Raw genomic sequence first — 24765 nt, forward strand, 5'->3', positions numbered from 1 at the left:
CCCCTTCGGTGAGGCAATTACGATACGGTAGGTAGCGTTATGAAAGCAGACCTATCCTCCGTTGACAAGGCCCCCGGGGCCGGGCGGCCACGCGATCCGCGCATCGACGCGGCGATATTGTCGGCGACGGCTGATCTGCTGGTGCAGGTGGGCTACTCGAACCTGAGCCTGGCTGCCGCGGCCGAACGCGCCGGGACCACCAAGTCCGCGCTGTATCGCAGGTGGTCGAGCAAGGCCGAGTTGGTGCATGAGGCGGCGTTCCCGGCGGCGCCGTCGGCGCTGGCGGCTCCGGCAGGCGATATCGCGGGGGATATCCGGATGATGATCGCCGCCACCCGCGACGTGTTCAGCACGCCGGTGGTGCGGGCCGCGTTGCCGGGCCTTCTGGCCGACATGACCGCCGATGCGGAGCTCAACGCCCGGGTCATGGCGCGCTTCGCTGGTCTTTTTGCCGCGGTGCGGATGCGGTTGGGCGATGCCATCGACCGTGGCGAAGCCCATCCTGATGTCGATCCGGACCGGTTGATCGAGCTGATCGGGGGCGCGACGATGATGCGGATGCTGTTGTATCCGGGAGAATCGCTGGACGACTCCTGGGTGGACCAGACCACCGCGATCGTCGTTCACGGGGTCACCCGATGACGGGGCAGGCCGCCGTGTTCCTGGCGGCAGGCTCAACCGACGTGCAAGTATGAAGCGAGCTCGGTGCAACCCAAGCTCGGGCCGCAAATGGCGGCAGGCAACTGGTCGAGTGGTGTTTACATGCCCGGTACTAAGCCCGGAGTCGATACGCCGACGGGGCGCGTTGTCGCGGTCATCGTCTCCTTGATCCTTGCCGGCGTGGCCCTGCGCGGTTATCTTCCGGATCCCGACGGCGGACCGCTCGCGCGGGCGGGTGGCGGTCGGGCGGCACTGATCGTCGTTGTTGTGGCACTTGCTGGGGCGCTGGCGGTGATGGCGGTTGCGGTCGTGGGTCGGTTGCGTGATCCGCGCGCGGTAGCGCCCAACGCGGGGGAACTGTCCGACGCGCTGGGCCGGGGCAAGAGGCGTCCTAGTTGGCGTGTGGTGCTGATCGGGCTCGGGGTGATCCTGGCCTGGCTGGCGATCGCTGCGCTGCTGGCTCACTGGTTTGCGCCAGGCGAGGTAAGCCCTCCCGCGCCGCCGGATTCGGAGATGGCGCCGTCGGCGCCCGGCACCGGGTCGCCACCCACGCCGAACCAGCAAGACGACTCCGGGGATGTGCTCTCAATCTTGCTTGCCAGCATGGTGCCACTGTTCCTCATGTTCGTCGCGAGCGCGCTCATCGTTTCCCGGCGTCGACGCGTGTCGGCATCTGGTCCTCTCGGCGACGATCTGGCCGATCCTGAGGCGCGTCCCACCCGTCCGGAATCGCTGGCGCGGGCAGCCGAGGTCGGGCTAGCCGAGATGGCCGATCTCGATCGTGACCCGCGGCAGGCGATCATCGCCTGCTATGCGGCGATGGAACGTGAGCTGGCGAATGTCCCCGGAGTCGCCCCGCAAGATTTTGACACTCCGTCTGAGGTGCTGGCCCGAGCCGTCCAGCACCGTGCGCTGCAGGCTGATAACGCCATCCAGTTGGTGAACCTCTTCACCGAGGCCCGGTTCAGCCGGCATGTGATGAACGAGGGACATCGCACGGTGGCGGTTCGTACGCTGCGATTGGTTCTCGACGAGCTGAGCGCTGGGAGCGCGGCATGAAACGGCTTATCGCCCTGGGTATTTGCCTCATCGTCGGGATCGAGGTATTGGCGCTGATATTGCAAGATCGCCGCTACGTGCTGGTTGCCTCCGGGCTTGCGCTGGCGCTGGTGCTTCTCAATGTCCGCCGGGTGCTGGGGCACCGGAACGAACCCGCGGCCGAGCCCGACCACGACGATCTGGGTGATGGGCTGCGCCGCTGGTTGTCCAAAACGGAGACGACGATCCGGTGGTCGGAATCCAGCCGGGCAGACTGGGATCGGCATCTGCGTCCGATGCTTGCGCGACGGTTCGAGATCGCTTCCGGCCAACGGCGCGCCAAAGATCCCGCCGCGTTCTCCACCACCGGCGAAATGCTATTCGGCGCCGAATTGTGGGAATGGGTCAATCCGAACAACGTGACGCGCGCGGGAGGGCATCAACCCGGTCCCGGCCGTGCCGCACTGGAGGAGATTCTGCAACGGTTGGAGCAGGTATGACGGAGTTTCTGGTGCGCACTGGTGGGGAAACGACCTGGCGATGACACTACCGGCGGCGACGACCACCGCCCATTGCGAGGCGGTGCTCGACGAGATGGAACGCGTTGTGGTGGGCAAGCGTTCCGCGCTCACACTGATCCTCACCGCCGTCCTCGCGCGTGGTCACGTACTCATTGAAGACTTGCCGGGTCTCGGCAAGACGCTGATCGCACGATCCTTTGCCGCCGCCCTCGGCCTTGGGTTCACCCGGGTTCAGTTCACGCCCGACCTGCTGCCGGCGGACTTGCTCGGCTCGACCATCTACGACATGCAGTCCGGACGTTTCGAGTTCCGCCCCGGCCCCATCTTCACCAACCTGTTGATGGCGGACGAGATCAACCGCACGCCGCCGAAGACGCAGGCGGCGTTGCTGGAGGCGATGGCCGAGGGGCAGGTCAGCATCGATGGGCATACCCACAAGCTGCCGATGCCGTTCATCGTGCTCGCTACCGACAACCCGATTGAGTACGAGGGCACCTATCCGCTGCCAGAGGCGCAGCTGGATCGGTTCGCCCTGCGGCTGGAATTGCGCTACCTCTCCGAAAGCGACGAGACGTCGATGCTGCGCCGCCGTCTGGAACGGGGTTCGGTGGAGCCAACAGTCAATCAGGTTGTCGACTCGCACGACTTGCTGGCTATGCGCGAATCGGTTGAGCAAGTGACCGTCCACGAAGACGTTTTGCACTATGTGGTGTCGCTGGCTACCGCAACCCGAAACCATCCGCAGGTTGCCGTTGGCGCCAGCCCGCGCGCCGAGCTCGACTTAGTGCAGCTCTCCCGGGCACGAGCGTTGCTACTCGGACGTGACTATGTCATCCCGGAAGATGTCAAGGCACTCGCTACGTCGGCAATTGCGCATCGGATTACCTTGCGACCTGAGATGTGGGTGCGCAAGATCCAGGGTTCCGATGTTATTGGAGAATTGTTGCGCCGCTTGCCTGTTCCGCGAACACCGCCGGGCGCCCGATGACGGGCGCCCCGTTGTGATCACCTCCCGGGAAGTTGAGCTGCACTGGCGTGCATCACAATTGACACGCGCCATCGCGACGTGTGTGGGAATCACGCTGGTGGTGGCAGCCATTGGCGGTCGCTGGCAGCTCATTGCATTTGTGGCGCCGTTGGTTGGCGTGCTGTGCTCGGTCAGCTGGCAGAGCCCGGTTCCGAAGGTTCACGTCCACGGAGAGCCCGATTCCCAGCGGTGTTTCGAAAACGAGGACGCACGACTGACCGTCTGGGCCACAACCGAATCGGGCGAGTCGGCCGTTGAACTTACCGTATCGGCTGTTGCGGGAATGCAGTTGGAGGTTCACGAATCCGATTCGGGTCTAAAGACAACGGTTGCGGCACAGGCGCCACGTTGGGGACGCTATCCGATCCGAGCCCGCGTGGACGTCGTCGCACGCGGGGGCTTGTTGACGGGAACCGGAACCGTAGACGCAGCCGAGGTCATCGTTTTTCCGCTGACTCCACCACAATCAACACCGATTCCGCAGACCGAATTGCTGGACCGCTTGGGCGCGCACCTCACCAGGTACACCGGACCGGGCGTTGAATACGCCGACATCCGACCGTATATCCCCGGCGACCAGCTGCGTGCCGTGAACTGGGCGGTGAGTGCGCGCCGAGGCCGATTGCATGTGACGCAGCGGCTGACCGACCGCGCCGCCGACGTGGTGGTACTGATCGACATGTATCGCCAGCCTGCGGGCCCGGCGACTGCGGCCACCGAGAGAGTCGTACGCGGCGCGGCTCAGGTGGTACAGACGGCGCTGCGAAACGGTGACCGCGCCGGGATCGTCGCGCTCGGTGGCAACCGTCCCCGATGGCTTGGCGCCGATATCGGGCAGCGGCAGTTCTATCGGGTGCTCGATACGGTTCTCAGCGCCGGAGGCAACTTCGAGAACACGACCGGGACGCTGGCACCGCGCGCCGCCGTGCCCGCCGGCGCTATCGTCATCGCGTTCTCGACGCTGCTCGACACCGAATTCGCGCTGGCGTTGATCGACTTGCGCAAACGTGGCCATGTTGTGCTCGCGGTCGACGTTCTCGACGGCTCGCCCTTCGAGGGTGAGCTGGATTCTCTGGTGGTTCGACTGTGGGCATTGCAGCGCTCCGCTATGTACCGCGATATGGCCACTGTGGGTGTCGACGTTCTGTCGTGGCCGGAGGAGCGATCACTGGAGCAGTCGATGGCGGCGCTGCCGGACCGCCGTCGTCGGACTCGCGTGTAGGGGCAGACGCCACATGGCATCAATCGCGCAACCGGTAGCCCGTGGCTTCTCGTCGGTGTTCGGCCTCTTGATGGTGGGCACGGCGATCGTGGGCGCCGACGGGCTCGCGGTCGTTGTCGGCATCGTCGGCGCGGGTGCTGTGGCGGTGGGGATAGTGGTTCGCCCCGCCGCAACGGTTGCCGTGCTGGTGTCGGTGTCCGCCATCGTGGTGTCGGATCAGTCGTACGTGTTCGCCGCTCTGTCGGGTCTTTGCGCCGCCGGTTATCTGGTGAGCCGCTACGCGGTCGTGCACGGGGGATTCGTGCTCGATCACTGGCCGACAATCGTTGCTGCCGTTGGGTTCACGTTTGCCGGCGTGGTTGCGACGTCGTTTCCGCTGCAGGTGCCCTGGCTGCCCTTGCTCGCGCCGCTGGCGGTGTTGGCGATTTACGTTTTGGCCACCCGCCCGTTCTTGAGCTGAGTCCGACAGCGCCCGCTGATGCTCGTGCAGCTTGACAATTGGTTATCGGATGATAACCTGAGTGTTATGTTATCACTTGATAACCGAGCCGAGCTCGATGACCTCCTCGACGACATACGGGACTACCGCAGCGACCATCCGCCGGCGTTGAGCTTGCCGCCGTCGGCCTACACCTCCCCGGAGCTGTGGCAGCTGGAGCGGGAGCGGATCTTTTCTCGGTCCTGGATGCTCGTCGCACACGTGGACCAGATCGCTGAAACCGGTGACTACGTCGCGGTGTCCATCGCGGGCGAGCGGATCGTGGTGGTGCGTGGCGACGACGGTGAACTGCGCGCCATCTCGCCGATCTGCCGGCATCGGCTGATGCCCCTTGTGGAAATGGGCGCCGGCCGCATCGATTCGTTGACGTGTGAGTACCACCTGTGGCGATATGGGCTGGACGGCCGGCTGCGCGGCGCGCCACACATGGCGGGCAACAAGGACTTCAATGCCAGCGATTGTCGGCTTCCGCAAGTGGCGGTGGCCACCTGGAACGGACTGGTGTGGGTCAACCTCGACCGAGACGCTGAACCGATCGGGGCACATCTCGACCTTGCCCACCACGAGTTCGTCAACTATCGGCTCGCTGACATGGTGCAAGTTGAGTCGTGGTCGGATGAGTGGAATGTCAACTGGAAGTTGGTATCGGAAAACGGCCACGAGAACTATCACGTGCTGGGCTTGCATCGAAAATCGTTGGAGCCGTTCGTCCCCGGTGGCGGGGACCTGGATATTCGTGAGTATTCGCCGTGGGCGTTGCGTCTGTCCGTCCCGTTCGCCACTCCGCTCGAAGCCATGTCGTTGCGGCTCAACGACGCTCAGAAGGCCAACCTGTCGGTGCTGTGGACGTTTCCGAGCAGCGCGTTGGTCGCGGCGGGTGAGCGGGTCGCGTGGTTTGGCTTCATTCCCCTGGCCATCGACCGAGTGCAGGTCCTGGGTGGCGTGCTCACCACGCCAGAGCTGGCCGCCGACTCGGGCGCGACGGCCCAGACGGCGCAATTCACGACGGAGATGGTCAACACCGAGGACCGGCTCGGGTTGGAGGCGGTGCAGCGCGGGACGAGTTCGCGATTCGCCGAACGCGGTCACCTCAGTCCGAAGGAACAACCCGGCCTGCTCGCCTTCTACCGGAACCTGGCAAGAGCGTTGGTTGGCGACCAGCAGGGTGGTCGTTAGCCTGTCGGGCATGCCGATCGAGGCCGGGCGGTGGAGCCCAGCAGCGGTGCGCATTCTGCGAGCCGCCGCCGAGCTGATCGCCCTGCGGGGCTATGCGGCCACCTCAACGCGTGATATCGCCGCAGCCGTGGGAGTCGAACAACCAGCCATCTACAAGCACTTCTCGGCCAAGCGTGACATTCTCGCGGCGCTGGTTCGGCTCGCGGTGGAATGGCCGCTCGAGCTGTTCGGTCACCTCACCGCGATGCCCGCCCCCGCGGTCGTGAAACTGCACCGCTGGCTGCAGGAATCCCTCGATTACCTGCATGCCTCACCCTACGTGTTGGTTTCCATCCTGATCACCCCTGACCTGCAACAGGATCCCTTCGCAGGGGAACGTGAGCTGGTCGCGGAAATGGAACGCGCGCTCGTTGGACTGATCGAGACCGGTCAGGGCGAAGGCGATGTGCGGGCACTGCATCCACTATCGGCTGCCCGTATGGTCCAAGCGCTTTTTGACGCTTTGGCGTTGCCGGAAATGGCGGTGAGCCCGAACGAAATCGTCGAGTTCGCGATGACTGCGCTACTGACCGAGCCCGATCGGCTAACCGAGATCCGCCGCGCAGCGGATGCTCTGGAGATCCCTACGACACGGCCCAACATCAGCCCGGAGGGCGCAGCGCACAGTCGCGCATCCAAGTCGAGGTGACAGCGTCGGCACACGCGGCAGCAAGGCCCGTCCACCCGGAATGTAGCCAAATTTGACGGAACCGCCAATATTGGCGCCGAGATTTCCTACAGTGTGTTCTTGTGGGCGCTGTGACGTGTGGTAGCTGCCTGAATCGTGGGTGGCGCGCGTCCGCCCGAGGATGACTGCCATGACCAGGGCACAGGGGACGACCTGATGAACTTTGTGGTGTTGCCGCCGGAGATCAACTCGTTGCGGATGTTCTCCGGTCTCGGGTCGGCGCCGATGGTGGAGGCTGCGGTGGCTTGGGATGGGCTGGCCGCGGAACTGGGGGCGGCGGCGGCGTCATTTGAGTCAGTGACCTTGGGGTTAGCAGACCAGGCATGGCAGGGTGCGGCTGCGGCGGCGATGGCCGCGACGGCGGCACCCTATGCGGGTTGGTTGAGCGCGGCGGCGGCGCGGGCGGCGGGGGCCACTACCCAGGCCAAAGCCGTCGCTAGCGCGTTTGAGGCGGCACGGGCTGCCACGGTGCATCCGTTGATGGTGGCGGCCAATCGCACTGCGTTGGTGCAGTTGGTGTTGTCGAATGTGTTCGGTCAGAATGCGCCGGCGATTGCCGCGACCGAGGGCGTCTACGAGGAGATGTGGGCCGCCGATGTGGCCGCGATGGTGAGTTATCACGGTGGGGCATCGGCGGCGGTGTCGGGGTTGGTGCCCTGGCAGCAGGCGTTGCGGGGGCTGTCGGGCCTGGCTGCGGCTCCAGCGGCGGCCGCGGCAACGCTGGTCAACGTTCCGGCGCTGAACACCGGTCTGGGCAACATGGGCAGCTGGAACCTGGGCGGCGGCAACATCGGCATCCTGAACTTGGGCAGCGGGAACTTCGGCAGCCTGAACCTGGGTGGGGGCAACACGGGCAACGCCAACGTCGGCAGCGGCAATTTCGGCTTCGCGAATCTGGGCAGCGGCAACACCGGTGACACCAACTTCGGCTGGGGAAACTTCGGCGGCGATCTCAACTTCGGCGGTGGAAACTCTGTCGGCACCGGCAACTTCGGTTTCGGAAACGTCTTTGGCGACGGAAACCTGGGCAGCGGAAACGTCGGCGGCTCCAACTTCGGCAGCGGAAATATCGGCTCGGCCAACGTGGGTAGCGGGAACAACGGTGACAGCAACATCGGGTTCGGAAACTTCGGCACCAACAACTTGGGGTTCGGGAACAACGGCTCCAACAACATCGGCTTTGGGCTCACCGGCGACAACTTGGTGGGTATCGGGGCGTTGAACTCGGGGATCGGCAACATCGGTTTCGGGAACTCGGGTAACAACAACATCGGCTTCTTCAACTCCGGCGACGGAAACGTGGGTTTCTTCAATTCCGGTGACAACAACACCGGCTTCGGCAACGGGGGGTCGGTCAATACTGGCTTCTGGAATGGCGGAAGCACCAATACCGGTGCCGGCAATGGTGGTGACCAGAACTTCGGTTTCAGCAACGCGGGGTTCCAGAATTTTGGCAACGGCAACTCGGGTTTTTCCAATGTGGGTTCTGGAAATGCGGGGGTGAACAACACCGGTGACTTCAACTCCGGAGGCGTGGTTGGTACGGGCGGTAACACCGGCTTCTTCAACTCGGGCGCCCTGAACACTGGCTTCGGGAACGCCGGTGACACCAACACCGGCCTGTTCAACTCGGGCAACGTGAATACGGGCATTGGCAGCGCCATCGACCAGCCTGGGACGGTCTCGGGTTTCGGCAACACCGGCACCAACGTGTCGGGCTTCAATAACGCTGGTGGCAGCAATGTTTCTGGCTTCCAGAACCTGGACGCCAGTGTCTTCGCAACCTCGGGCTTTCTCAACACGGGCTTGGGGCAAGTCGGTTTCAATAACACGGGCGGTCTCAACGCTGGGTTCGGCAATACGGGCATGTCCAACGCCGGCATCAACATCTCGGGCTCGAGCGGCTCGGGCATCGGACACTCCGGTGATGGCGACTCGGGTATCTCAAACTCGGGCAACTTCAGTTCGGGTGGCTTCAACCAAGGCGACAACCAGGCGGGTTTCTTCGGTCAGCCTTAGTGGCCAATGGAGCGGTGCCCCGGGCGGAGAGGACGGGAGTGGAAAGAATGGTTATCCATTTCGATGAAACTACTTTCGTAGAAACCCGGAGATTGGGCCACAATTGGCATAGAGTTTTTTTGTTGCCGGGTTGGTTGCGTTGGCGATCGCCCAAGCATTGTTGGTGGAGGCGCCGCATGTTGTTTGTGGCTACCCAAGCGGAAATGGCGGCCAGCGCTGCGCGTCGGGGATCGCGGTGCCATTAGGCGTGCGCCCGCAGCTAAATCGAACGGTCGCGGACGTGTGGGTAATCGCTCGGGTAGCCGCTGTGGAGGCGGCACGTCGGGCATGGCCGGCCAGGAAGGGATGGGCCTGATGAATTTCTCGGTATTGCCGCCGGAGATCAACTCGTTGCGGATGTTTTCCGGCGCGGGGTCTGCGTCGATGCTCGAGGCGGCGCTGGCCTGGGATTCGTTGGCTGCGGAGTTGGGTGCGGCGGCGGAGTCGTTTGGCTCGGTGACGTCGAGGTTGGCCGGTCAGGCATGGCAGGGACCCGCGGCAGCGGCGATGGAGGCTGCAGCGGGTCCGTATGTGGGGTGGTTGGGTGCCGCGGCGGCGCGGGCCGTCGGCGCGAGTGGTCAGGCCAAGACGGTCGCCAGCTTGTTTGAGGCGGCGCGGGCAGCGACGGTGCATCCGTTGCTGGTAGCCGCCAACCGCAATGCGTTCATGCAGTTGGTGCTATCGAATGTGTTCGGCCAGAATGCACCGGCGATTGCGGCAACTGAGGGTCTCTATGAGGAAATGTGGGCCGCGGATGTGGCGGCGATGGTGGGATATCACCACGGCGCCTCGGCGGTATTGGCTCAGTTGGCGCCCTTCCAGCAGGTTGCGCAAAGTCTGCGGGTCCCGGCTGCAGCGGCGGGGCTGCCTAGCCCGGCAGAGCTGGGGCTGCCGCCGTTGAACACCGGCCTCGGCAACATCGGCAACTACAACTTGGGCGACGGGAACACCGGCGACTACAACCTGGGCAGCGGAAACACCGGCAACACCAACCTGGGCAGCGGAAATATCGGCAATGACAACGTGGGTAGCGGAAATACCGGCAGTACGAATCTGGGTGGCGGAAACATCGGCAACTTCAACCTGGGCAGCGGAAACGGCGCTCTGTCATCCGGCGTGGCTAGCGATCAGAACATCGGTAATGGAAACATCGGCAGTCAGAACTTCGGCAGCGGCAACACCGGCGATGCGAACATCGGAAGCGGCAACACAGGAAGCAACAATTGGGGCTTCGGAAACGTTGGCAACGGGAACGTAGGCTTAGGGAACCTGGGCGGCAGCAACATCGGATTGGCCAACCTGGGTAGCAACAATTTCGGCTTCGGTAATAACGGCAACAACAACATCGGCTTTGGGTTGACCGGCGACAATCAGGTAGGCATTGGTGCGCTGAACACGGGCATCGGGAACTTCGGTTTCGGGAACTCCGGTAACAACAACATCGGTTTCTTCAACTCGGGTAGCAACAACGTGGGATTCTTTAACTCGGGCGATGGGAACTTCGGTCTTGCGAATTCCGGCGACACCAACACCGGTTTCTGGAACTCCGGTGCTGCCAACACCGGCTACGAGAATGCGGGCCAAGGAAACTTCGGTTTCGGCAACGGGGGCAACACGAACTTTGGTTTTGGAAACGCGGGGACCCAGAATATGGGCGTCGAAAACTCGGGCTTGCGCAATGTCGGTGGTTTCAACTCGGGCGGCAGCATTCTCACGACCTCGGCCGGCAACACCGGTTTCTTCAACTCGGGCGCCACCAACACGGGGTGGGCGAATTCGGGGGATACCAACACGGGACTGTTCAATGCCGGCAGTCTGAACACCGGTATCGGTAGCTCGACCACTCAGCTCGGTCCGAACTCAGGCTTCGGGAACACCGGCGTAGGGAACTCGGGCTTCTTTAACTCCGGCGACGGTAATTCTGGCTTCCAGAACACCCAGTTTCCTGTCACCCTGATTATAGAAATTGAAGGCGTTGGCCCCGTTCCCGTCCCCCTCTCTAACGGAAACGCGGGATTCCTGAACATGGGCCAAGGCAACGTGGGCATCAATAATTCGGGTAGCGGTTTCAACGCCGGGGCATTCAACACGGGGACCATTGACGCCGGCATTGGAATCTCTGCCAACAACACCATCACCGTCCCCGCCGCGGGTGGTTCCACCTTCACCGCCACGTCGGGTCTCTTCAACGCGGGGATCAATAGTTCCGGTGCGTTCAACACCGGTGATAACCAGTCGGGTTTCTTTGGCGGCTACGGTCCGCTGGGGGTGCTGGCGAGCGCGGCAGCGGCTCCCGTGGGTGCGGCGGCCGTTGGCGGGCCTGCGGCGGCGGGGCTTCCCAGCCCGGCAGAGCTGGGCCTGCCGCCGTTGAATACCGGCCTCGGAAACATCGGCGACTACAACCTGGGCGGCGGCAACATCGGCGACTTCAACCTGGGCAGCGGAAACATCGGCGACACCAACCTTGGCAGCGGGAATACCGGCGACACCAACGTCGGCAGCGGAAACATCGGCAACTCCAACTTCGGCAATGGCAATATCGGCAACTTCAACCTGGGCAGCGGGAACGGAAACCCGTCGATTGGTGTGCCTAGCGAACAAAACATCGGTAACGGAAATGTCGGCAGTCAGAACGTCGGCAGCGGCAACACCGGCGACGCGAACATCGGAAGCGGCAACACCGGCAGCAACAACAGAGGCTTCGGAAACGCCGGTAACGGGAATATAGGCTTAGGAAACCTGGGCGACAATAACACAGGATTCGGGAACTTAGGTAGCAATAATTTCGGCTTTGGTAACACCGGCAACAACAACATCGGCTTTGGGTTGACCGGCGACAACCAGGTTGGTATTGGCGCGCTGAACACGGGCGTCGGCAACTTTGGTTTCGGCAACTCCGGTGATAACAACATCGGGTTCTTCAACTCGGGTAGTAACAACGTGGGCTTCTTCAACTCCGGGGATGGCAACTTCGGCTTCGCGAACTCCGGTGACATCAACACGGGATGGTGGAATTCGGGTGCCGTCAACACCGGCTTCGACAACGCGGGCGACGGGAACGTCGGTTTCGGAAACGGCGGGGGCGGCAACGTCGGTTTCGGGAACTCTGGCGGTCTGAATATGGGCTTCGGAAACGCGGGAGTCAGCAACACAGGCAGCTTCAACTCGGGTGACACCAACACCGGTTTCGCCAACGCGGGCGCCACCAACACGGGGTGGGCGAACTCGGGGGACACCAACACTGGACTCCTCAACGCGGGTGGCTTGAACACCGGTATCGGCAGCTCGACCACTCAGATCGGTTCGAACTCGGGCTTCGGGAACACCGGCGTGGGCAACTCGGGTTTCTTCAACTCGGGCACCGGTAGTTCCGGCTTCCAGAACACCCAGTTCACGGTCACTGTGACCATCGAAATCGAAGGCGTTGGCCCCATTCCAATCCCGTTCACCAACGGTAATTCGGGGTTCCTCAACGTCGGTCAAGGCAACGCGGGAATCAACAACGCGGGCGACGGTCTCAATGCGGGGTTACTCAACACGGGCTTTCTTGGCGCCGGCATCGGAAACTCGGGCAACAACACCATTACCGTCCCCGCTGGAGGCGGTGCCGTCTTCACCAGAACGTCGGGTCTCTTCAACGCAGGTGTCAATAGCTCCGGTGCGTTCAACACCGGCGACAACCAGTCTGGTTTCTTCGACGTGTGAGGCCGCGCCCGCCCCGGCCACTAGTCGTGGCCGGCGAAGTCCTCAGCTGTCGGTGCGGCCAACCGCGTTGGCGTGCCGCGGCCCCGCAGCACGACCTCCTCACCCAGCTGCCAACGTGAGCGCTCGTCGTGACCGGCGGCGGTCACCGCGGCCTCTGAGGCCAGCAGCCGGGCGGGCGTGGATTTGGCCAGGTCGCTCAGCCGTGCTGCCTCGTTGACGGGATCACCGATGACGGTGTACTCGAAACGCTCCCGGGTGCCCAAGTTGCCGGCCACGACGGTGCCCGCGGCAACGCCCAAGCCGGCCGCGCACTCTGGCACCTCCTCGCCGAGTCGCCGCGCGATTGCGCGGGCCGCCGCAAGTGCGTTGTCCTCGGGCCGGTTCAGGCGCATGGGTGCCCCGAACACCGCAAGCGTCGCGTCGCCGACGAACTTATTGAGATGTCCATGATGTTGATCGACTTCGTCGACGATGACCCTGAAGAACCGGTTCAACAGGTTCACCACCTCCATCGGCGGCTGGCTGGCGGCGATCTGGGTCGAACCCTCCACGTCCACGAACAGCACGGCCGCGTGGCGTTCCTCGCCGCCCAGCTCGATCTGATGTTGCTCAGCGTAGGCGGCTACCCTGCGCCCGACATGCCGCCCGAACAGATCGCGCACCCGCTCTCGCTCCCGCAACCCGTGCGCCATCGCGTTGAACCCGCGCTGCAACTCGCCGAACTCTGTGCCATCGAATACCACCAGAGTGGTGTCCAGGTGCCCGTCCTGCACACGTTCGAGTGCCGCTCGAACCACCCGAACTGGTGTCGCCGTGAGCCATGCGACGATCCACATCATCGCGAACCCGACAATCAGCACAATGGTGGCCAAAATCAGCTCACCAACCACAAATTGGGCGCGTGTTTCGATGCGTCGCCACAGGCTGAAAACGCTGGAGAGCATGATCCCAAGAACTGGCAGCCCCGATCCCAGAATCCACACCATCATGATTCGGCCCATGAGCCCCGCCGCTAGCCCTCTGGGTGGGCGCCCGGCCTCCAGCGCCCGCGCCGCGGCGGGCCGCAAGGCGAACTCGGTAACCAGGTAGCAGTTCGTGGCCGCCACTATTCCGCTAAACCCGATGCCGAACAGGAACTTTGGAATGAAATCGGCATTCACTAACCCGTACAGCGTGGTAAGGAGCGCTGTTCCGACACCCCACAGGACGAGATGAATTCCAGCCAGGCGCCAGGGCGCCTGCAGGGTGTTGCGCTGATCTGCGCGCGTCGGTGCATGCCCCTCGATCGACCAGCCCACGGCGCTCGATAGCCGACGTCTGACCCACAAACTCCCGACCAGCAGCGCAATCGTTGCGTACGCCGGGGCAATTCCCCAGGTCAGCCACCCGGGTGCGTCGCTGAAGATACTTGGCTCTGGCACAGCCACTATCACGATCACTGCAACCACGGCGATGCCGATCAAGTCGGCGACCGCGACGAAGACAATGATGAGAAACCGCATACGTCTGCGTCGACTGCGTTGACTCTCGACCGAGGAGCCCAACAACCGTGACCCAAAATCCGGGGTGGAGGGCGGAAGCCGACCGCTCTGCCGAGTGATTCGCTCTAACACCCAGCCCAACTGACGCGAGACCGATCTCCGCCTAGCCATGGTGGATCGAGCCTATAGGGCCGTGGCATCCACGCTCGTCGGCACGCGCAACAAGGGGCCGCCGTCAGACTTCGTGCCGGACCAGCGCGCGGACTCAGTGCAACAACTGGGCGGCCTGATCGGCCAGATCGAGCACCGGCTGCGGGAAAATCCCCAGCACCACAGTGACTGCAGCGCACACGGCGATCGCGGCCTTGCTCAGCACTCCGGGCGCCACGACATGCGGTGTCTCGTCGGATTCTTCGGTGAAGAACATCAGCACGATCACCCGCACGTAGAAGTAAGCGGCCACCCCGCTCGAGATCACCCCGATGACCACCAGCGGCACCGCGCCGCCCGATGCGGCGGCGTTGAACACCGCGAACTTGCTCACGAAACCACTAGTCAGTGGAATGCCGGCGAAGGCCAGCAGAAACATCGACAGCATCACACCCACGATCGGTGAACGCTGTCCGAGCCCGGCCCAGTGGGACAGGTCGGCATCCTCGACACCGTCGGTGTTACGGACCAGCCCCACGATGGCAAACGCGCCCACTGTGCTGAAGCTATAGGCGACCAGGTAGAACAACGTCGCGGACAGCCCCGCGGGGTTATCGGCAATCACGCCGGTGAGGATGAAACCGACGTGGGCGACCGAGGAATAGGCCAGCATCCGCTTGACATTGGTCTGGTTTACCGCGGTGATGGTTCCTACGGCCATGGTCAGGATGGCAATCGCCCACAACACCGGCCGCCACTGATCATGCAGCGGGGACAGCGCAACGAAAACCACGCGCAGCAGCGCTCCGAAGGCGGCGACCTTGGTGGCCGCCGCCATGAACCCGGTAACCGGGGTGGGGGCGCCCTGATAGACGTCGGGAATCCAGGAGTGGAACGGGACCGCACCGACTTTGAACAACAGACCCACTGATAGCAGTGCGACGCCGACCAATGCCATGGAGTTGTCGCCGCGCATGATCAGCTCAGCCCGGATACCCGGCAGGGTCAGCGTGCCGGTGGCACCGTAGAGCAGCGCGACCCCGTACAGGAAGAATGCCGACGAGAACGCGCCCAGCAGGAAGTACTTCATCGCGGCCTCTTGTGACAGCAGGCGACGGTGCCGCGCTAGCCCGCACATCAGGTACAGCGGCAGTGAAAGGACCTCCAGGGCGACGAACATCGTCAACAGGTCGTTGGCGGCGGGGAACACCATCATGCCGCCGACGGCCAGCATCGCCAGCGGGAACAGTTCGGTTTGGGCGGCTCCGGCCCGCTCGGCTTCATACTCGGTGTCGCTGCCCGGTACCGCGGATGCCTGTGGTGTAAAGGAATCCAAGCCGGGGAACCGCCCCGCGGCGACCTCGCCTTTGACTGGAACCGCGTCGACGCTGCGCTCTGCCATGAACACCAGCGCCATGATCGCGACCAACAGCACGGTGCCTTGCAGGAACAGTGTCGGGCGATCCACCGCTATCGCTCCGAGCACCGCGGCCTGCCCCGACCTCGGAATCGACAGCGCCACCTCGATGACCGCGACGAGTGCTACCACCGACCCTCCCAGAGCCAGGATCACCTGGGCGGGGTATCGCCAGTGGCGCGGCAGGAAGGCTTCGGCGAGCACACCGGAAACAGCGGCGCCGAAGACGATGAGCATCGGGCTGAGCAGGAAGTACTCGACGTGGGGGGTGGGCAGCGTCATGGGCGCGGTCCTTCGGCGGTTGGGCGGATGCACGCACCTCTTGGCACACTGGGCGCGGGATCATGCTGGCCGATGGTGGTCATCGTGTACTCGACCGCGGGATTGATCCGATCGAGCACCGGTTTGGGATAGACCCCCAAAACGAGGAGCAGCGCGATCAGCGGCGCCACGACGACCATTTCGCGGCCCACCAGATCACCGATTCGTTCGTTGCCCTTGGCCACCGGCCCGGTCATCACACGCTGGTAAAGCCACAGCATGTAGATGGCCGAGAGCACCAGCGCGGTCACGCCGAACGTTGCGGCCAGCCAATAGCGGTTGAACGTTCCTAGCAGAACCAGGAATTCGCTGATGAACGGGGCCAGACCAGGCAGCGACAGGGTGGCCATGGCCGAGACCATGAACGTGCCGGCCAGGATGGGCGCCACCTTCTGCACGCCGCCGTAGTCGGCGATCGAGCGGCTGCCGTGCCGCGCTACCAGGAAGCCGGCGATCAGGAACACCGCCGCGGTGGAAATACCGTGGTTGAGCATGTAGAGCGTCGAGCCGCTCTGTCCCTGGGTGGTCATCACGAAAATGCCGGCGATGATGAAGCCGAAGTGTGAGATCGAGGTGTAGGCGATCAACCGCATCATGTCGGTTTGGCCGATGGCCACGATCGCGCCGTAGATCACTCCGATGATGGCCAGCGTCACGATCAGCGGGCGGAAATAGGTTGAGGCCTCCGGAAACAGCTGCAGGCAGTAGCGCAGCATGCCGAAGGTGCCGACCTTGTCCATCACGGCCATCATCAGCACCGCGGTCGCGGGAGTGGATTCCACCGCGGCGTCGGGCAGCCACCGGTGGAATGGCCACAGCGGCGCCTTGATCGCGAAGGCGAACATGAAGCCCAAGAACAGTGCCTTGAACACCGCGGGGTCGGTGCCGTAGCGGCCCGACATCACGCCGGCCACAATCTCGCGGAAATCGAAGGTTCCCGCGCCGTGCTGCGTGGTCACCACATACAGCCCGATCACCGCCGCCAGCATGATCAGCCCGCCGAACAGGTTGTACAGCAAGAACTTCACCGCGGCACGCGAGCGCCCGGGACCCTGGCCGAAGCCGCCGATGAGGAAGTACATCGGGATCAGCATGGCTTCGAAGAACACGTAAAACAGCAGCACGTCTAGTGCGATCACCGAGATCAGCACCATCGACTCGATGGCCAGTGTCAAAGCCACATACGCCTGCACGCCTCGAGTCCGTTGGCCGCCGTCATTCCAACCAGCCACCAGCAGCAGCGGAACCAGCACGGTGGTCAATAGCACCAGCACCAGGGCGATACCGTCCACGCCGAGCGTGTAGCTGGCACCGAATGATGGAATCCACGAACGGTTTTCGACGAACTGATACCGCTGGCCGCCGGGCTTGAATCCGGCAGCGATGACGATGGACACGGCCAGCGTCGCGACGCTGACTACCAGGCCGCTCCATTTGGCGAGCTGGCGCCACGCGGGAGGCAGCAGAATGATGAGCACGGCGCCGGCCAACGGCACCAGCCACAGCACACTCAGCCATGCAATGTGGGTCACCACAGCTGCACCGCCAGGATCAGCGCGGCCACCACAACCGCGCCCGCCAGCATTGACAACGCGTAGTTGCGGGCAAATCCAGTTTGCAGGCGCCGCAGGCGATTCGACGTTCGGCTCACCAGCGCGGCCAGCGCATTGACCGAGCCATCCACCCCCGCGTCGTCGACCGCGACCATTGCGTCGGTGAGTTGTGCGCCAGGGCGCATGAAAACCTCCTCGTTGAAGGCATCGCCGTAGAGGTCGGCACGCGCGGCCGTGGTCAGTACCGAGACTTCGACGGGGGCCACCCGCGGAACGGGCGCGGTGGCGTACATGCGGTAGGCGACGGCGATGCCGACCGCGACGACACCGAGCGCCAGGCTGGTGCTGACCCAGGTCGGGAGCGCGTGGGTGGCCTCTTCATGAGCTCCGACCACCGGCTCTAGCCAGTGCTGCAGAGTGCCGCCGATGGCAAACAACCCGCCCGAGAACACCGAGCCGACGGCGAGCAGGATCATCGGCCAGGTCATCAGGCCGGGCGCTTCGTGCGGATGAGAGCCCGGCGCCCAGCGGCGTTTACCGAAAAAGGTCATCAGCATCACCCGCGTCATATAGAACGCCGTGACGCCCGCACCGAGCAGTGCGGCACCGCCCAGCAGTAACCCTCGGGCTCCGCCCGCGCCCAACGCCGCTTCGATGATCGCGTCTTTGGAGAAGTAGCCGGCGAACGGTGGCACACCGATGATCGCCAGATACGCCAGGCCGAACGTCACGAAGGTGACCGGGAGGGCGGCGCGCAGGCCGCCGTAGCGGCGCATGTCTTGCTCCTCGTCCATGGCGTGGATCACCGCGCCGGATCCGAGGAACAGGCCGGCTTTGAAGAACCCATGGGTGAGCAGATGCATGATCGCGAACGCGTAGCCGGCCGGGCCGAGACCGGCGGCCAGCACCATGTAACCGATCTGGCTCATCGTCGAAGCCGCCAGGGCCCGTTTTATGTCGTCTTTGGCGCAGCCGATGATCGCTCCGAGGAGCAACGTGACGGCGCCGACGATGACAACCGCCAGCTGGGCGTCGGGCGCCAGGTTATACAGCGGATCGGAGCGCACGATCAGGTACACGCCGGCGGTCACCATGGTGGCCGCGTGGATGAGCGCGGACACCGGGGTGGGGCCTTCCATCGCGTCACCCAGCCAGGCTTGCAGCGGAACCTGCGCGGACTTGGCGCACGCGCCCAGCAGGAGCAGCAATCCCATCGCGGTAAGCGCGCCTCGCCCGGCGCCGGGGGCACCCGCGAACACACCGGCAAAGGAAAGGGTGCCGAACGTGGCGAACATCAGAAACATGCCCAGCGCCAGCCCGGCGTCCCCGACCCGGTTCATCACGAATGCCTTCTTGGCCGCTGTGGCTGCCGATGGCTTGTGGTACCAGAAACCGATCAGCAGGTACGACGCCAGGCCAACGCCTTCCCATCCGACATAGAGCAGCACATAGTTGTCGGCGACCACGAGCAGCAGCATCGACGCCAAGAACAGATTGAGATAGCCGAAAAACCGCCGCCGGTCTGGGTCTTCGGCCATGTAGGCCACCGAATAGATGTGGATCAGCGAACCGACCCCGGTGATCAGCAGCACGAAACACATCGACAACTGGTCGATCTGCAACCCGAAGTCGACCTGGAGCCCGTCGACCGGAATCCAAGTGAACACCGTCTGGTGGATGACCCGGTCGGCCTCGTCCCGGCCGAGGAGCTCGGAGAGCAACCTTGCGCCGACGCCGAACGCCGCAACGGCCGTGGCGCACCCCAGCCAGTGACCCCAGGTGTCTGTTCGCCGTCCGCCGAACAGCAAGATCGCCGCACCCGCCAGCGGCAGGAGCACGAGCAGCCAGGTGTAGTCAGTCATCGTGGCGTTCTTCAGCCTTTGAGTAGGTTCGCGTCGTCGACCGACGCCGATTTACGGGCCCGGAAAATCGTCATGATGATGGCCAGGCCGACAACGACTTCGCAGGCGGCCACCACCATCGTGAAAAACGCGATCATCTGTCCGTCGAGACGGCCGTGCATGCGTGCGAACGTGACAAACGCCAGATTGACGGCATTGAGCATGAGCTCGACGCACATGAACATCACGATCGCGTTGCGCCGCAACAGCACACCCGCGGCCCCGATCGTGAACAGTAGGGCCGACAAGTAGAGGTAGTTGGCCGGATTCATGAGGCGCCGCCCTGGGATTGAGAGGTACCCTCGCCAGTGGCTGCCAGACGACCGTCCGCACCGCGGGTCGCCAACATCGAGGGGACCGACAATTCCGAGTAGGAGCCGTCCGGGAGCATGGCGGCCACGTCGACCGCATTGTGGCGCGCGTAGACGCCCGGGTTGGGCAGCGGGGTCGGGTGCCCGCCCGGGCGGAAGCGGTCTTGGGACAGCTCCCGCTGGGTTCTGCGGCGGACCAGACGCTCCCGATGGGCGAGCACCATTGCTCCGACCGCCGCGGTGATCAACAGTGCGCTGGTCAACTCGAATGCCCACAGAAAGCGGGAGAAGATCAGTGCCGCCAAGCCCTCCACGTTGCCGTTGGCGTTGGCGGCGGTCAGGCCGGAGAAACCTTGGGTCGACACGTTGCCGATCGCCCCAATCAGCAGAATGCCGAATCCCACACCGGTGACCACCCCGGCGACTCGTTGTCCTTGCAGGGTCTCCTTCAGTGATTCCGCGGAATCCACGCCAATCAGCATCAGCACGAACAAGAACAGCATCATCACCGCGCCGGTGTAGACCACGACCTGAACGACACCGAGGAACAATGCGTCCTGCGCCATGTAGAACACCGCCAGGATGATCATCGTCATTGCCAGAAACATGGCCGAGTACACGGCGTTGACGGCCAGGACCACCCCGAGTGCGCCGATCAGTGCCAGGGTCCCGAGCACCCAGAACATCACCGCTTCGCCCGTGGAGGTTCGCACTATGACTTCTTGGGCCAAGATGACGTCGTGGGCCACGTTTGCGATCACCGGGAATCCCCGGCATTCTCGTTCTCCCGCAACCCATCAGCGGTCACGTTGCCCTCGTAGTAATCCTTGTCGGTGGCTCCCGGCGCCCTCGGATGCGGTGGCGCGGTCATGTCGGGCAACAACGGGGCCAGCAGCCGGTCTTTTTCGTAGATCAGGTCCGCCCGGTTGTCGTCGGCCATCTCGTAGTCGTTGGTCATCGTCAGCGCCCGTGTTGGGCAGGCCTCGATGCACAGACCGCAACCAATGCACCGCAGGTAGTTGATCTGGTACACGCGGCCGTAGCGTTCTCCCGGCGAAAACCGTTGCTCATCAGTGTTGTCGGCGCCCTCGACGTAGATCGCATCGGCCGGACAAGCCCACGCGCACAATTCGCAGCCGATGCATTTTTCCAGGCCGTCCGGGTACCGGTTGAGTTGGTGGCGACCGTGATAACGCGGGGCTACCGGACCGGGCTCTTCGGGATACTCCTCGGTGACGGTCTTTTTGAACATCGACCCGAACGTCACGCCGAACCCGGCAACTGCATCGAGCGAACGGGAAAAGAAGTTAGCCACGGGCGTTCTCCTTGCTGGCGCCGACTGGCAGGGGCGGTGTCGGGAAGGCCGATTGCGCGCCGCCAGGTTTCTCGGCGCGCAGCCCTCGAGCCTGCCGCGCTTCCGCGCGAGCACCCGGCGAGCTGAACGGCTTTCGCAGCGTTGCCACTAACATCGCGGCAACGACGAGGCTGCTGATCACCAGGGCCGCTGTCCAATGCGGGTAACCCTGATTGCGCAGTGTGCGGATGATCGCCGCGATCATCACCCACACCAGGGAGACCGGGATGAGCAACTTCCAGCCCAGCGCCATGAACTGGTCGTAGCGCAGCCGGGGCAGCGTGGCGCGGAGCCAGAAATAGATGAACAGAAAGCCCCATACCTTGGCGGTGAACCAGATCAGCGGCCACCAGCCCGTGTTGGCCCCGGCCCACATGTTCAGCGGCCACGGGGCGTGCCAGCCGCCAAGGAACATCGTTGCCGCGAGCGCCGAGACCGTCGTCATGTTGACGTATTCGGCAAGCATGAACATCGCGAACTTCAGCGACGAGTACTCGGTGTGGAAGCCGGCGACCAGCTCGCCTTCGGCCTCGGGCAAATCGAATGGCGCCCGGTTGGTCTCACCGACCATGGAGATGAGGTAGATCATGAACGACGGCAGCAACAGGAAGATGTACCAAACCCGGTCCTGTGCGGCCACGATCTGTGACGTCGACATGGTCCCGGCGTAGAGAAACACCCCGGCGAACGAGAGCCCCATGGCGACCTCGTACGAGATGACCTGCGCCGTCGAGCGGACCCCGCCCAACAGCGGGTATGTCGAGCCCGACGCCCACCCGCCCAGCACGATGCCGTAGACCCCGATCGCCGACATCGCCAGGATGAACAGGACCGCCACTGGCAGATCGGTGAGCTGCAGTGGCGTCTGGTGGCCGAACACCGACACTTCGGGGCCGAACGGGATGACTGCGAACGCCGTAAACGCGGGAATCACCGAGATGATCGGTGCCACAAAGTAAACGACACGATCGATGCCGCCGGGCGTGATGCTTTCTTTGAGTGCCAGCTTGATGCCATCAGCCAAACTCTGCAGGGCGCCTTTGGGTCCCACGCGGTTGGGGCCGGGCCGCAGCTGCATCCGGCCCAGCAGCTTGCGCTCGGCCAGGATCGCCACCAACACCGTCAGCATGAGAAACACGAATACGGCCAGTACCTTGGCCACCACGAGCCACCAGGGGTCGTGACCGAAGGCGGTGAGGGTCATGTTCCTACTCCGATCCGCACAATGCTGCCGAGGGTGACGCCCAATTGCTGGTGCACCGCCGAACCCGGCGAGTTCAGTGGGAGCCACACCACGCGATCCGGCATGTCGGTGACGGTCAGCGGCAGCGTAATCGATCCGCGTGACGTGCTGACCGTGACCGAATCGCCGCCGGCGGCGCCGATCTCGGCCGCCGTGTCGGCAGACAAGCGCACCACGGGTGTGCGCGCCGTACCGGCTAGATGCGGTTCACCGTCCTGCAGCCGGCCGGCGTCGAGCAACATTCGCCAGCCGGTCAACACGGCTTCGCCCGACCCCGGTTGGGTGGACTGGCTTTTCGATTCGGTGGTGCTGACGTGCGGGCTGGCGGCGTGCTTGCCGTCCCAGATACCCAGCCCGACCAGCTCCTCCCGCGCGGCTTCGACGGTCGGCACTCCCAGATGGACGCCCATTTCGTCGGCTAGCGCGTCGAGCACCCGATGGTCCGCCTGTCCGGCTTGCTGGGTAGTGCCGTGCAGCGCGGGTTCGAACGCTCGGTAGCGGCCCTCCCAGTTGACGAAGGCGCCGGACTTCTGCGTCGTTGGTGCGACAGGGAACACCACGTCGGCACGTTCGGTGACGGCGCTGTGGCGCAGCTCGAGGCTGACGACGAAGCCGGCGGCGTCCACCGCGGCCAGCACCGCGTTCGGGTCGGCGAAGTCGGCGGGCTCGACACCGCCGACGACCAGCGCGCCCAGTGTCCCGGCGGTGGCGGCGGCCAGCATGCCGTCCGCGTCTCGTCCGGCCGCGCCCGGCAGTTCGGTGACGTGCCACGCCGCGCAGACCTGCGAGCGCGCCGCCTCATCGGCGAGTGGTCGACCACCGGGCAACAGCGTGGGCAGGGCTCCGGCTTCCAACGCCGCGCGCTCTCCAGCGCGCCGTGGCACCCAGGCCAGCCGGGCACCGGTGGTGTCGGCGAGCCGGGCGGCGGCGGACAAGCCTCCCGTGACGGTGGCCAAGCGTTCACCGACCATGATCACCGCTCCCGGCGTGGCCAGCAGATCGCCTAGCTCACCGGTGGCCAGCCCGTCCAGCGCCGAAGCCTCATGGCCGGGAGTGGTTTTGAGTAACCGGCCGGACATCTTCTCCAAGGCGCGCGTGGCGAACGGCGCGATCGCGTACACCGGAACACCGTGTTTGCGGGCGGCCTTGCGCAGTCGCAGGAACACAATCGGCGACTCGTCTTCGGGCTCGAACCCGACCAGCAACACGACCGGCGCCGACTCCAGGTCGGCGTAGCTGACAGTCACTGGCCGCCCCGCGACGCGGGACGCCAGAAAGTCGGTTTCCTCGGCCGAGTGTGGACGGGCTCGGAAGTCGATATCGTTGGTGTCCAGGGCGATTCGCGCAAACTTGGTGTAGGCGTAGGCGTCTTCCACGGTGGCGCGCCCGCCCACCAGCACTCCCGTGTTGCCGCGGGCCGCCTCGAGGCCCTGGGCGGCCGCGACCATCGCGTGCGACCACGACGCCGGCATAAGAGAACCGTCCTCATCGCGGATGAGGGGAGTGGTGATCACGTCGGGAGCGGTGGCGTAGGTGAAGGCCCACCGGCCCTTATCGCAGTTCCATTCTTCGTTGACTTCCGGATCGTCGCCGGCCAGCCGGCGCAGCACCTTGCCGCGGCGGTGGTCGGTGCGCTGGGCACACCCCGACGCACAGTGCTCGCACACGCTGGGGCTGGAGACGAGATCGAATGGGCGGGCTCGGAATCGGTAGGCGGTTCCGGTCAGTGCGCCTACCGGGCAGATCTGCACCGTGTTGCCGGAGAAGTAGGAGTCGAACGGTTCGGTCGCGTAAATGCCGACCTGTTGGAGGGCGCCGCGCTCCTGCATGTCGATGAAGGGATCGCCAGCGATCTGCTCGGAGAACCGCGTGCAGCGGGCGCACAGGATGCAACGTTCGCGGTCGAGCAGCACCTGTGACGAGATATTGATCGGTTTGGCAAACGTGCGTTTGACGTCGGTAAAGCGGGAATCGGCCCGGCCGTTGGACATTGCCTGGTTTTGCAGCGGGCATTCGCCGCCCTTGTCGCACATGGGGCAGTCCAGCGGATGATTGATCAGCAGCAATTCCATCACGCCGTGCTGGGCTTTGTCCGCGGCCTCGGAGGTCAACTGGGTACGCACCACCATGTCGTCGGTGGCGACGGTGGTGCACGATGCCAGCGGTTTGCGTTGTCCCTCCACCTCGACCAGACATTGCCGGCATGCCCCGACCGGGTCGAGCAGCGGGTGGTCACAGAACCGCGGGATCTGGATGCCCATCAGCTCGGCCGCGCGAATCACCAATGTTCCCTTCGGAACACTGATCTGGCTACCGTCGATCGACAGCGTCACCATTTCGGGTGGGCTCACTTCGTCGCCGGTGTGGGTGTTGGCCGCACCAGAAAGGCTTGTCATCTGGG

At 64.2% G+C, this 24765-nt stretch carries 19 protein-coding genes; 10 read left to right on the forward strand and 9 right to left on the reverse strand.

Translation table 11 applies throughout. The annotated features are described in order from the left end of the window. Nucleotides 1–39 precede the first annotated feature (39 nt). The 10 genes from F6B93_RS05960 to F6B93_RS06005 all read left to right on the forward strand — a co-directional run bounded on the left by F6B93_RS05960 (nucleotide 40) and on the right by F6B93_RS06005 (nucleotide 12633). Complete coding sequence (locus tag F6B93_RS05960; RefSeq protein WP_211698271.1) at nucleotides 40–642, forward strand: TetR/AcrR family transcriptional regulator; 603 nt, start codon at nucleotides 40–42, stop codon at nucleotides 640–642. A 120-nt stretch (nucleotides 643–762) separates the two neighbouring features. Continuing rightward, complete coding sequence (locus tag F6B93_RS05965; RefSeq protein WP_211698272.1) at nucleotides 763–1719, forward strand: DUF4129 domain-containing protein; 957 nt, start codon at nucleotides 763–765, stop codon at nucleotides 1717–1719. Beyond that, complete coding sequence (locus F6B93_RS05970; protein WP_211698273.1) at nucleotides 1716–2198, forward strand: hypothetical protein; 483 nt, start codon at nucleotides 1716–1718, stop codon at nucleotides 2196–2198. The genes F6B93_RS05965 and F6B93_RS05970 overlap by 4 nt, the downstream gene beginning before the upstream one ends. Before the next feature lie 40 nt (nucleotides 2199–2238). Further along, the gene (locus F6B93_RS05975) at nucleotides 2239–3207 is read left to right on the forward strand and encodes an AAA family ATPase (RefSeq protein ID WP_211698274.1); all 969 of its coding nucleotides are present in this window, start codon (nucleotides 2239–2241) and stop codon (nucleotides 3205–3207) included. A 13-nt stretch (nucleotides 3208–3220) separates the two neighbouring features. After that, a complete protein-coding gene (locus F6B93_RS05980) occupies nucleotides 3221–4468 on the forward strand; it encodes a DUF58 domain-containing protein (RefSeq protein WP_211698275.1) in 1248 nt (415 codons plus the stop codon). A gap of 13 nt (nucleotides 4469–4481) precedes the next feature. Beyond that, on the forward strand, nucleotides 4482–4928 hold the full coding sequence (locus F6B93_RS05985; protein ID WP_211698276.1) for a hypothetical protein: 447 nt from the start codon (nucleotides 4482–4484) through the stop codon (nucleotides 4926–4928). Nucleotides 4929–4994: 66 nt separating this feature from the next. Further along, nucleotides 4995–6143, forward strand: a complete 1149-nt coding sequence (locus tag F6B93_RS05990; RefSeq protein ID WP_211698277.1) for an aromatic ring-hydroxylating oxygenase subunit alpha — start codon at nucleotides 4995–4997, stop codon at nucleotides 6141–6143. Nucleotides 6144–6153: 10 nt separating this feature from the next. Further along, entirely contained in the window at nucleotides 6154–6831 is a 678-nt protein-coding gene (locus tag F6B93_RS05995; RefSeq protein ID WP_211698278.1) for a TetR/AcrR family transcriptional regulator, read from the forward strand. 195 nt (nucleotides 6832–7026) lie between these two features. Next, nucleotides 7027–8889 carry a PPE family protein gene (locus F6B93_RS06000; protein ID WP_211698279.1) on the forward strand — a complete coding sequence of 621 codons (1863 nt, stop codon included), beginning with the start codon at nucleotides 7027–7029 and terminating at the stop codon, nucleotides 8887–8889. Nucleotides 8890–9243: 354 nt separating this feature from the next. After that, nucleotides 9244–12633 (forward strand): PPE family protein, encoded by a 3390-nt coding sequence (locus F6B93_RS06005; RefSeq protein ID WP_211698280.1) that lies wholly within the window; start codon nucleotides 9244–9246, stop codon nucleotides 12631–12633. Between the two features lie 20 nt (nucleotides 12634–12653). On the opposite strand, the gene F6B93_RS06010 is transcribed toward F6B93_RS06005, so the two are convergent. From F6B93_RS06010 to F6B93_RS06050, 9 genes are all read right to left on the reverse strand, one after another. Beyond that, nucleotides 12654–14285 (reverse strand): adenylate/guanylate cyclase domain-containing protein, encoded by a 1632-nt coding sequence (locus F6B93_RS06010; RefSeq protein ID WP_211698281.1) that lies wholly within the window; start codon nucleotides 14283–14285, stop codon nucleotides 12654–12656. 94 nt (nucleotides 14286–14379) lie between these two features. Next, nucleotides 14380–15963, reverse strand: a complete 1584-nt coding sequence (gene nuoN / locus F6B93_RS06015; RefSeq protein WP_211698282.1) for an NADH-quinone oxidoreductase subunit NuoN — start codon at nucleotides 15961–15963, stop codon at nucleotides 14380–14382. Beyond that, nucleotides 15960–17534 carry an NADH-quinone oxidoreductase subunit M gene (locus F6B93_RS06020; RefSeq protein ID WP_211698283.1) on the reverse strand — a complete coding sequence of 525 codons (1575 nt, stop codon included), beginning with the start codon at nucleotides 17532–17534 and terminating at the stop codon, nucleotides 15960–15962. Before F6B93_RS06020 ends, nuoN begins: the two co-directional genes overlap by 4 nt. Then, nucleotides 17531–19417, reverse strand: coding sequence for an NADH-quinone oxidoreductase subunit L (nuoL, locus tag F6B93_RS06025; protein WP_211698284.1), 1887 nt, complete (start codon nucleotides 19415–19417; stop codon nucleotides 17531–17533). The genes F6B93_RS06020 and nuoL overlap by 4 nt, the downstream gene beginning before the upstream one ends. Nucleotides 19418–19428: 11 nt before the next feature. Further along, complete coding sequence (gene nuoK, locus F6B93_RS06030) at nucleotides 19429–19728, reverse strand: NADH-quinone oxidoreductase subunit NuoK (protein WP_211698285.1); 300 nt, start codon at nucleotides 19726–19728, stop codon at nucleotides 19429–19431. Then, on the reverse strand, nucleotides 19725–20453 hold the full coding sequence (locus F6B93_RS06035) for an NADH-quinone oxidoreductase subunit J (protein ID WP_246541095.1): 729 nt from the start codon (nucleotides 20451–20453) through the stop codon (nucleotides 19725–19727). Before F6B93_RS06035 ends, nuoK begins: the two co-directional genes overlap by 4 nt. Before the next feature lie 71 nt (nucleotides 20454–20524). Further along, nucleotides 20525–21082 (reverse strand): NADH-quinone oxidoreductase subunit NuoI, encoded by a 558-nt coding sequence (nuoI, locus tag F6B93_RS06040; RefSeq protein ID WP_281426138.1) that lies wholly within the window; start codon nucleotides 21080–21082, stop codon nucleotides 20525–20527. Beyond that, nucleotides 21075–22325, reverse strand: coding sequence for an NADH-quinone oxidoreductase subunit NuoH (gene nuoH / locus F6B93_RS06045; protein WP_211698286.1), 1251 nt, complete (start codon nucleotides 22323–22325; stop codon nucleotides 21075–21077). Before nuoH ends, nuoI begins: the two co-directional genes overlap by 8 nt. Continuing rightward, on the reverse strand, nucleotides 22322–24760 hold the full coding sequence (locus tag F6B93_RS06050) for an NADH-quinone oxidoreductase subunit G (protein WP_211698287.1): 2439 nt from the start codon (nucleotides 24758–24760) through the stop codon (nucleotides 22322–22324). The genes nuoH and F6B93_RS06050 overlap by 4 nt, the downstream gene beginning before the upstream one ends. Nucleotides 24761–24765 lie beyond the last annotated feature (5 nt).

This window comes from Mycobacterium spongiae, assembly GCF_018278905.1.
Lineage (GTDB): Bacteria > Actinomycetota > Actinomycetes > Mycobacteriales > Mycobacteriaceae > Mycobacterium > Mycobacterium spongiae.

Excerpts from the sequence above, each read along its gene's own strand:
- F6B93_RS06050 (WP_211698287.1), bottom strand. The coding sequence starts at position 24,760 with ATGACAAGCCTTTCTGGTGCGGCCAACACCCACACCGGCGACGAAGTG.
- F6B93_RS05960 (WP_211698271.1), top strand. The coding sequence starts at position 40 with ATGAAAGCAGACCTATCCTCCGTTGACAAGGCCCCCGGGGCCGGGCGG.
- F6B93_RS05975 (WP_211698274.1), top strand. The coding sequence starts at position 2,239 with ATGACACTACCGGCGGCGACGACCACCGCCCATTGCGAGGCGGTGCTC.
- nuoK (WP_211698285.1), bottom strand. The coding sequence starts at position 19,728 with ATGAATCCGGCCAACTACCTCTACTTGTCGGCCCTACTGTTCACGATC.
- F6B93_RS06000 (WP_211698279.1), top strand. The coding sequence starts at position 7,027 with ATGAACTTTGTGGTGTTGCCGCCGGAGATCAACTCGTTGCGGATGTTC.
- nuoL (WP_211698284.1), bottom strand. The coding sequence starts at position 19,417 with ATGACTGACTACACCTGGCTGCTCGTGCTCCTGCCGCTGGCGGGTGCG.
- nuoH (WP_211698286.1), bottom strand. The coding sequence starts at position 22,325 with ATGACCCTCACCGCCTTCGGTCACGACCCCTGGTGGCTCGTGGTGGCC.
- F6B93_RS05970 (WP_211698273.1), top strand. The coding sequence starts at position 1,716 with ATGAAACGGCTTATCGCCCTGGGTATTTGCCTCATCGTCGGGATCGAG.
- F6B93_RS06005 (WP_211698280.1), top strand. The coding sequence starts at position 9,244 with ATGAATTTCTCGGTATTGCCGCCGGAGATCAACTCGTTGCGGATGTTT.
- F6B93_RS05995 (WP_211698278.1), top strand. The coding sequence starts at position 6,154 with ATGCCGATCGAGGCCGGGCGGTGGAGCCCAGCAGCGGTGCGCATTCTG.
- F6B93_RS05985 (WP_211698276.1), top strand. The coding sequence starts at position 4,482 with ATGGCATCAATCGCGCAACCGGTAGCCCGTGGCTTCTCGTCGGTGTTC.
- F6B93_RS06035 (WP_246541095.1), bottom strand. The coding sequence starts at position 20,453 with ATGTTCTGGGTGCTCGGGACCCTGGCACTGATCGGCGCACTCGGGGTG.
- F6B93_RS05990 (WP_211698277.1), top strand. The coding sequence starts at position 4,995 with ATGTTATCACTTGATAACCGAGCCGAGCTCGATGACCTCCTCGACGAC.
- F6B93_RS05965 (WP_211698272.1), top strand. The coding sequence starts at position 763 with ATGCCCGGTACTAAGCCCGGAGTCGATACGCCGACGGGGCGCGTTGTC.
- nuoN (WP_211698282.1), bottom strand. The coding sequence starts at position 15,963 with ATGACGCTGCCCACCCCCCACGTCGAGTACTTCCTGCTCAGCCCGATG.
- F6B93_RS06010 (WP_211698281.1), bottom strand. The coding sequence starts at position 14,285 with ATGGCTAGGCGGAGATCGGTCTCGCGTCAGTTGGGCTGGGTGTTAGAG.